We start from the raw sequence: 297 nt of genomic DNA, 5'->3' as shown, positions 1-297 counted from the left end.
GCCTACAACTCCGCGATCGCGGCGTCGAAGGACGCGTCCAAGTCCAACGAGGCCAAGAACGCCGCCGTCGCCGCCCGCGACGCCGCCGCCAAGGCCTACGCCACAGCCGCCGCGGCCGACGAGGCGGCCAAGGCCTCGGAGCAGTCCGCACAGGCCGGGCGGGATGCCGCCGCAGCGGCCCGCACCGCGGCAACCGCCGCCACCGCCGCCGCCCAGGCCGCCACCTCGGCCTCGGGAGTGGCTCAGGGCGAGGCTGCCGAGGCCCAGCGCCAGGCAGCGATCGCCACCACCGCTGCC

Annotated in this window: 1 protein-coding gene; it reads left to right on the top strand. The window is 77.8% G+C overall.

Going from position 1 to position 297, the window contains the following annotated elements; genetic code table 11:
• Positions 1-297: hypothetical protein (locus ACFWN1_RS26640; RefSeq protein WP_384366955.1), on the top strand; the 297-nt coding region annotated here is incomplete at both ends.

The organism is Streptomyces sp. NPDC058459 (assembly GCF_042721685.1).
In the GTDB taxonomy this organism is placed as follows: Bacteria; Actinomycetota; Actinomycetes; order Streptomycetales; family Streptomycetaceae; genus Streptomyces.
Note: the sequence above shows the minus strand (reverse complement) of the source record. Positions and strands in the feature narration are given on the sequence as shown.